Source organism: Micromonospora sp. RV43, from assembly GCF_001029515.1.
In the GTDB taxonomy this organism is placed as follows: domain Bacteria; phylum Actinomycetota; class Actinomycetes; order Mycobacteriales; family Micromonosporaceae; genus Micromonospora; species Micromonospora aurantiaca.
In genome coordinates, this window is the sequence record NZ_LEKG01000259.1 from 1 (window position 1) to 6,876 (window position 6,876).

The window sequence follows — 6,876 nt, forward strand, 5'->3', positions numbered from 1 at the left end:
CGCCCGGCTCAAGCGCCACCGCGGCCTGGCCACCCGCTACGACAAGTTGGCCGTCCGGTTCCAGGCCGTCCTGACCATCACCATCATCTGTGAATGGCTCTGACCGGGCTTATGAAACACGCCTTAGGCCGATGCCGGCGGCCAGTGCCGTGGCGCCAAGTCCGAAGATTCGGGTTAGGTTCGCGCCGGTCACCGGCAGGGACGGTCCCGACGGCGCCTCGGGGCCCGTCCCCACTCCGCCCTCACCACCCGGGTATCCGCCAGGCCGCGACGCCCCAGCTCCAGCCGAGCGGCTGGCCGATGGCCGCGCTGACCCGCTGCTTGGGCGTGGGGCGGAGGGCGACTGTGGCGGCGCCGTGCTCGGGTCGGGTACAGGCGGTGGGGTCGCGGGATCAGGCCCGGGAGGAATCGTCGGGTCCGGATCCGGCGGCGGATTCGTCGGCTCAGGTTCGTGGGTCGGTGTCGGCTCCAGAGCGGGCGGACCGCTCTCGGCCTGGGACGGATTCGGCTCGGGCTGTGTCGTCATGGCGGCCGAGGACGTGCTGGTTTGAGTGGCTTCGGCAAAGGCTGGAGACGGCAAAGCGAATCCCGCCGCAGCCAGTCCGACGATGATAGCGGACCAGCCGGAAAAGCGTTGGATTGTTCCTCTCGGTTGGCGTATCACGAACTAGTCCTCCCCCCGTTGATGTTCTGATGATCGCTGCTCGGCGCAGATTTTGGACTGCGGATGAACCTGTCGGCACGCTAGCGAAAGGCTGTCACGCAAGCCAGCGACAGTTCGAGTTGACTCACCCATCTTCAAGGCTTTTTCGCTGCTCAGGGCAATGGCCGCATCCCCGCAAAAGGCGGGTAGATTCGGCTAGGGCTAGCCGTATGAGTGGACACGAGCGCTGCCGTCATGCTGAGTTGTTAATGCTTGGCGCGGCTCCAAGGACGGGGGAGGGGCACCGCCAATACCGGTCGCGGGACCCGTGACTGGCTTATCACCGTGCCCCGGGAAAGGCTAAGGCCGTCAGCATGAATCGTGTCAGCACATTGATGCCGCAATGCCGAAGTACTGCTCTGGGCGTAGGCGACGGCACTGAGAGTCGCCCCGACGATGCATCGCGACCCAGCTCCCTTACCCACGTGCTGCCCGCGGGTGACGTGGCAGCGGAGCGGAAGCTTCCGCAGCATCCCCGAGATGGCAGGAGCCCGACCATGCTGGCATCGGGACGCCGCCTCACCCGTGTGGGGCTCGGACTCGTTATCGCGACGATGATCGCCGGCGCTGGATGCTCGCAGGCCGAACGAGCCTCGCAGCAGCCGGCTTCTCGCGGGACCTCGTCTGCCGCCGCCCCGTCGAGCGCCGTTTCGCCCTCGACGCCACTGGCGGCTGCGGAAACCTACCGTCACGTCGAAAAGCTGTGCCAGGTGCTCAAGCCCTCTGCGTTGCGCGAGTCGCTCGGGCCCGTCAGTAACGAACGAAGCGAGGTGCGGCAAGCGAGTGCTGACACCAACATGACGTGCACCATGACGGTAGGGCGGTTGCCCGACGGCCTGGTAGTGGTGATCACGGCTACGGTCGGCGGCCCCGCCTCGGGTCAGCCGATGTACGAGGGACTGCGGAGCGTCCAGGAAGACAGCGGCCCGGTCACCGACATCAGCGGCCTCGGCGCAGCTGCCTACACCTACAGCGATGAGCTGACTGGCATCCACGTCGTGACCTACGACGACAACCTCTACCTAACTATCGCGGCAGCCCCGCTGCGCCTCGGCGCGCCCATGCCCCGTGACATCGTCGCTCGCCTTACCAGGGTCGCAGGTACGGCCGTGTCCGCACTACGTGCCTGAACCTCTCCACGCCTGCGCTCCAGCCTCCTGCCATGTGTTCCGCCGTGCCCGACGTACCTGACGAATCTGCCCGGAGGACATCGTGTCCGCGACATCCCTACCCGCCGTGCTGCCCGGATCCGGCGCAACCGATTACGCCCGCTACATGCGCATCGACGACCTGCTGTCCTTGCAGAAGGGACCGGGGGAGTGGGTACACCCTGACGAACTGTTGTTCCAAGTCGTGCACCAGAGCAGTGAACTGTGGCTCAAGCTCACCCGCTCACATCTCGCCAGGGCCCTCGCGCACATAGCCGCAGAGCAACCGTCCGCGGCGGAACTCCTCCTCCGTCGGGCTGCGGAAGCGCTGAGGCTCATCACCGAGCACCTGCGCATCCTGCGGTCACTGCCACCGGCGCAGTTCGCCGTCATCCGGACCGCGCTCGGCAACGGGTCAGGGTTCGAAAGCCCCGGGTGGCGGCTTCTCCGCGAAGCGACCACGGAGCTGGACATCGCGTTCGCCCGGCTGCTGTCCTCGCTGCGCCTCACCCCCATCGACCTGTATCGGGGACAGCCGTCGGACCCGCTGTACCGGCTCGCCGAGGCGCTGGTGGAGCTGGACGAGCGGATCGCGCTGTGGCGCACCGAGCACTACAGCGTCGCCACCCGTGTCATCGGTCAAGGCGTGCTCGGCACGGGCCGTACCCCGGTTGACAGCCTCACCAAGCTCATCGCCCACCGCCGGTTTCCGACGCTGTGGGAAGCCCGCAGCGAACTCACTGAAGCGTTCTCGCGCGTGGCCTGTCCCCGGCAGGTGCAGCCGTGACCGCCGCGGCACTGACCCGACCCGCGTTGCTCCGGCAGCGGTTGGCCACGCCATCCGGCAGCGCCCACCTGGCGGCGTGCAGCATCGCCCCCCGCACCCTCGACCTGGAACAGGCTGTTGCCCGGATGCTCAACGACCTCTCGCGGCCCGGCTTCTGGCAAGCATGCGAGGAGCAGGTCGCCCGGGCCCGCCAGCTGTTCGCCCGCCTCATCGGCGCCGACGCCGACCAGGTCGCGATCCTGCCCAACGCCAGCATTGCCGCGCACCAGGCGGCATCCGGCCGCCGGTGGCGACGACGCCGGGAAATCCTCACCACCCGCGCCGAGTTCCCGGGAATCGCGCACATCTGGATGGCCCAACCCGGTGCGCAGGTGCGCTGGTGTGGCACGCCCGACGGAACGGTGCACACCGGCGACTACCTGTCGGCGATCACACCCCGTACCGCGCTGGTGTCAGTGCCCGCCGTCACCTACCGCGAGGCCATCCGCCTCGACATCGCACGTATCGCCGATGCCGCGCACGACACCGGTGCTGCCGTATTCGTTGACGCCTACCAGGCCGCCGGCGTCATCCCCCTCGACGTCGACGCCCTGCGCTGCGACTACCTCGTCACCGGCACCGGAAAATATCTGCTCGGGCTGCCCGGCCTGGCGTTCCTCTACGTCCGGCATCCTGGCGGACAGCCGCCGGCGCTCACCGGCTGGCTCGGCCGCATCGACCCCCATGCCTTTCGCACCACCGTCCTGGACTCGCCACCGCACGCCCGGCGCTACGAGACCGGCACCCCCGCCGCAGCCGCCGTCTACGCCGCCGTCGCCGGCCTGTCCCTGATCGGTGACCTCAACCTGCGGCAGGTACGCCACCACACCCAGCGGCTCATCGCCATGACCGCGCAGCGGCTGGCCGCCCAGGGCGAGGTCGTGCGTCTGGCCGCCGACGTCAACGCGCAAGGCGCCCACCTGGCGCTCATCGAGCCACACGCGGAGGCGATGGCCGCCTGGCTCGGACACCGCGGCGTCATCACCGCGCCCCGTAGAGGTGTCCTGCGCCTGGCCATGCACGCCTACACCACCAACGAGGACATCGACGCCGTATGCGAGGCGATCGCCGCGTACCGGTGCCGCAGCCGCACCCGCCCTGGAGCGGCCCGATGAATCCCGAGCCGCTGCACCGCTGGCTGGCCCACCGCCGGCCCACCACACACCGCTTCCCTTACGACAGTGTCGTCGACGCCTACCTCTACTACGGCAAGCACTTCATCCCCGAGACGTGGACCACGCCGCTGCGCTCCGCCCGTGAGCGCCTGCCCGAGGTGTCCGGGCCGCGCGCATACCTGGCCGACTTCCTGGCCGTCGCCCTCGACAAGGTCGACGGCAAGTACGACTACCGCACCTACCTCGCCCTGCCCCTCCTACCCATACCTGACGCGGAGAGCAACGCCGGACCGGCAGACCAGCTGCTGGCCCGCCGCGACCACCTGCACACCTTGCTCCTGACGGACCTCATCTCCTTCGAGCTGCGCGCCCTCGACAGCACCGGGGCGCCGCTGCCCCAGATGCGTCCCGACGCGATGGTGGTGAGGAAACGGGTGCGACATGCGGTACGCGCCGCTGCTCCCGCACTGCGCCGGCTCAGCTTCGACATCCCTGCCGCCGGCGATCCGATGGCGCTGGCCCGCCGCCTGACCGCGCTGACCGCGATCGATCGCACCGCGGGTGACCGGCTGATGCTGCGGACCACCATGCTGCCGGTCGAGCGCGTCCACGACGAGTACCTGTTTATCCGGGTCCTGCAAGCCTTTGAGTCCACCCTCGCCCTGCTCGCCGTGGACCTCACCGCGGCCATCACCGCCGTGGACGAAGAACGTCTGCCCGCGGCCGGCACGCGCCTGTCCTTCGCGGCCTCGCTTCTGCGCGAGACCGCACCGCTGTGGTCGCTGTTGGCCACCATGCAACCGGAGGCGTTCCACGCCTTCCGCGTCTACACCGACGGGGCAAGCGCGATCCAGTCCCGCGCCTACAAGCTGGTCGAATCGCTGTGCCGCACACCCGACCCGCAGCGTCTGCACTCGGCGGCGTACCTGTCCGTGCCCGACGTGTACGCCCGCGTCAGCAACGGACAGCGCAGTCTCGACGAAGCCCTCGACGCCATCCGCGCCGACCATCGGGCACTCGCGCAAACGCCCATTCTGGCCGACGGGATGCGGCAGTTCGCCGCCGCCGTGCGCCAATGGCGGCGCACCCACTACCGCCTCGCCGTGCGAATGCTCGGCACCGAACGACCAGGCACCGGCGCCACGCCGGGAACGCCTTACCTCCTCCACGGCCGCGACCAAAAGGTCTTCCGCAACAGCGACGCCCACGATCCTGAGGAGCGGTGACCGATGACTGCGCCATCGACCGTGCGCCGACGGGCGGACATGCCCCACGATCAGCTGCCAGCCCAAGCCCACGCCTTCCTCCGCCAACGGCACAACGAGTTAGGGATGCCCGGCCTCGCGCGCCGCTGGCGAGAGGTGCGCGCCGAGATCCGCGCGAACGGGACGTGGCGGCCGACCTACGACGAGCTGGCCTACGCGGCGCGGGTGGCCTGGCGCAACTCCGGCCGCTGCATCGGCCGGCTGCGCTGGCCCAGCCTCATCGTCCGCGACCGCCGCCACATCACCACCCTGCAAGAGGTGCGGCGAGAACTGGCCGCTCACCTCGACGAAGCCACCAACGGCGGACGGATCCGCTCCGTCATCACCGTCCTCCCACCCGCCACACACACCGGCCCGCCCCCGGTGCGCATCATCAGCCCGCAGTTGGCCCGCTACGCGGCCTGGCAGAGCAGAGACGGCGTCCTCGGTGACCCCACCAACGTGGCCTTGACCCACCTGGCCACCTACCTCGGCTGGTCAGGACCCACTCGGCGTGGCCTGTTCGACATCCTGCCCTGGATCGCCGCCACCAACGACGGGAGACTGCACCTGCTACCGGCCGAGCCGGCGCACATCCTCGAAGTGCCGATCCACCACCCCGATCATCCGTGGATCGCTGACCTCGGACTGCGCTGGCCCGCCGTACCCGTCATCAGCAAGATGGCGCTCCACTTCGGTGGCCTGCAGTTCCCTGCTCCGTTCAGCGGCACCTTCATGGCCTCAGAGATCGCCACCCGCAACCTCGCCGACGCCCACCGCTACCACCAACTCCCCGCCATCATCGCAGGCCTGGGCCTCGACGACCGTGACCGGCTGCGCGCCGACAAGGCTCTGCTCACCCTCCACGAAGCCGTGCTGCACAGCTTCGAAACGGCGGGCGTGTCCATCACCGACCACCACCGCGAAAGCCGGGCCTTTGCCCGCTTCGTGCAGCGCGAGGAAGCAGCCGGCCGCGTCGTGGTCGGTGACTGGAGCTGGCTCAACTCCTACCCGAGGACTCCTCAGGCCCCTCCTGGAGCCGCTACTACCACCCCGGCCAACCCACCCCGGCCCTTGTCGCGGACCCGTACTGCCTCGCCCTCACCGCCGGCCGCCCCAGGCCCGGCCACGAACCCTCACCGCGTCAGCGCGCCGACGTCCCCCCGGCCGCTGCCGCCACACCCAACCACTCAAGGGAGGACACATGTCCACACGCACACCCGCCAGACCCCACCGGCGACTGACGCGCCTGGCCGCGGCAGCCGTCACCCTGATGGCCGTCACCGCCGGCCTCGTCGGTGTCTCCGGGCCCGCCCAGGCTTCCGGCTGCCGCGCCGCACCGTACAGCGCGAAATTCGGGGCCGCCGACTACTTCATGCAGTACGACGGCGTCGAAGTCATCAGCTACCCCAGGTACCCCAGCTACTACCGCACCACCAGCCAGTGCCGCGATATCCAGGTCCGCAACACCGGCGACGGCGTGGACTTCGGCCCCTTCTACGCCTGCGTCAACTTCTACGGACGTGCCACCTGCAACAACTGGACCTACGTGCCCGTCGGCCAATGGCGCAATCTCGCGACCAACGTCAAGGACGGCACCAAGTTCTACGTCTGGGTCCGCATCGACATGGGCAGGTACTACGGATTCAGAGCCGTCGGCGACTGGTGATCGAGCCTGGGGCCCGCGGTTGCGCGGGCCCCAAGCTCCGCACCGCTACAGAGGTTGAAAGGCCAAGGTTCGAGTTATCTCGGTGGCTCGGGTTCGAGGGTCATGCCGGTGCTGGCGAAGAAGCCGGCGAGGAGATCGGTCTGTTGCTGACACGCGCGTAGTCGACGTTTG

Annotated in this window: 5 protein-coding genes and 2 pseudogenes; all 7 read left to right on the forward strand. The window is 69.0% G+C overall.

The window, feature by feature from the left end; all coding sequences use genetic code 11:
- Window positions 1–103, forward strand: a pseudogene (locus ABD52_RS39560) (IS5/IS1182 family transposase); the annotation flags it as partial.
- A gap of 1,097 nt (window positions 104–1,200) precedes the next feature.
- On the forward strand, window positions 1,201–1,833 hold the full coding sequence (locus ABD52_RS41240) for a hypothetical protein (protein WP_225319866.1): 633 nt from the start codon (window positions 1,201–1,203) through the stop codon (window positions 1,831–1,833).
- An 82-nt stretch (window positions 1,834–1,915) separates the two neighbouring features.
- Window positions 1,916–2,638 carry a tryptophan 2,3-dioxygenase family protein gene (locus ABD52_RS35135; RefSeq protein WP_030500437.1) on the forward strand — a complete coding sequence of 241 codons (723 nt, stop codon included), beginning with the start codon at window positions 1,916–1,918 and terminating at the stop codon, window positions 2,636–2,638.
- Window positions 2,635–3,792, forward strand: coding sequence for an aminotransferase class V-fold PLP-dependent enzyme (locus ABD52_RS35140; protein WP_030500438.1), 1,158 nt, complete (start codon window positions 2,635–2,637; stop codon window positions 3,790–3,792). The genes ABD52_RS35135 and ABD52_RS35140 overlap by 4 nt, the downstream gene beginning before the upstream one ends.
- Window positions 3,789–5,018, forward strand: a complete 1,230-nt coding sequence (locus tag ABD52_RS35145) for a tryptophan 2,3-dioxygenase family protein (RefSeq protein WP_030500439.1) — start codon at window positions 3,789–3,791, stop codon at window positions 5,016–5,018. Before ABD52_RS35140 ends, ABD52_RS35145 begins: the two co-directional genes overlap by 4 nt.
- A 105-nt stretch (window positions 5,019–5,123) precedes the next feature.
- Window positions 5,124–5,978, forward strand: a pseudogene (locus ABD52_RS41805) (nitric oxide synthase oxygenase); the annotation flags it as partial.
- Between the two features lie 262 nt (window positions 5,979–6,240).
- Complete coding sequence (locus ABD52_RS35150; protein ID WP_013476027.1) at window positions 6,241–6,705, forward strand: hypothetical protein; 465 nt, start codon at window positions 6,241–6,243, stop codon at window positions 6,703–6,705.
- The last annotated feature ends 171 nt before the right edge of the window (window positions 6,706–6,876 follow it).